Source organism: Komagataeibacter intermedius TF2 (assembly GCF_000964425.1).
Lineage (GTDB): Bacteria > Pseudomonadota > Alphaproteobacteria > Acetobacterales > Acetobacteraceae > Komagataeibacter > Komagataeibacter intermedius.
On record NZ_BANF01000285.1, the window covers coordinates 1 to 478 of the forward strand.

Below are 478 nucleotides of genomic sequence, written 5' to 3' on the forward strand. Positions count from 1 at the left end.
TCAGACACACGTTCCTCCTCGGTCCAGGAAGGTCTTGAGGCGTGCACATGTCTGGAAGCTTCAGTCGCGCCAATAATGCGCGACAGACTTTCAGGGATCGGTTCACGCACAACATCATTGAACCGGGCACGCAATTCGTTCTTCAACCAGCAGTCGAACGGATCAGGATCTCCCCGGAAAGACACATCGTCCATCATTGACCTGCTATCTGCTGCTCCCCGCCTGCCTAACGATACGCAGCCGACTTCGTTGCGCAAATGATCAAAGCGTGCGTCAGATCTGAGATGTTGTCGCGGTATGGCGCACTGTCGGCAGGATCCAAATTCGGGTGAGAACAGCAGAAAGCCGAACGCTCTAGCTGGCGGCGCCTGGCGACGCAGATGGCACATGGGGACGCCTGCCCAGCACCTGAGCGGCCCGTTGGCTCCGAAGCATCTGCTCCGCACCCGTCATGACCGCTGGTGCGTTCCTGATCATG

Annotated in this window: 1 pseudogene; it reads right to left on the reverse strand. The window is 58.2% G+C overall.

Annotated features, from left to right (window positions below):
- Positions 1 to 197, reverse strand: a pseudogene (locus tag B7449_RS22235) (hypothetical protein); the annotation flags it as partial.
- Between the last annotated feature and the right edge of the window lie 281 nt (positions 198 to 478).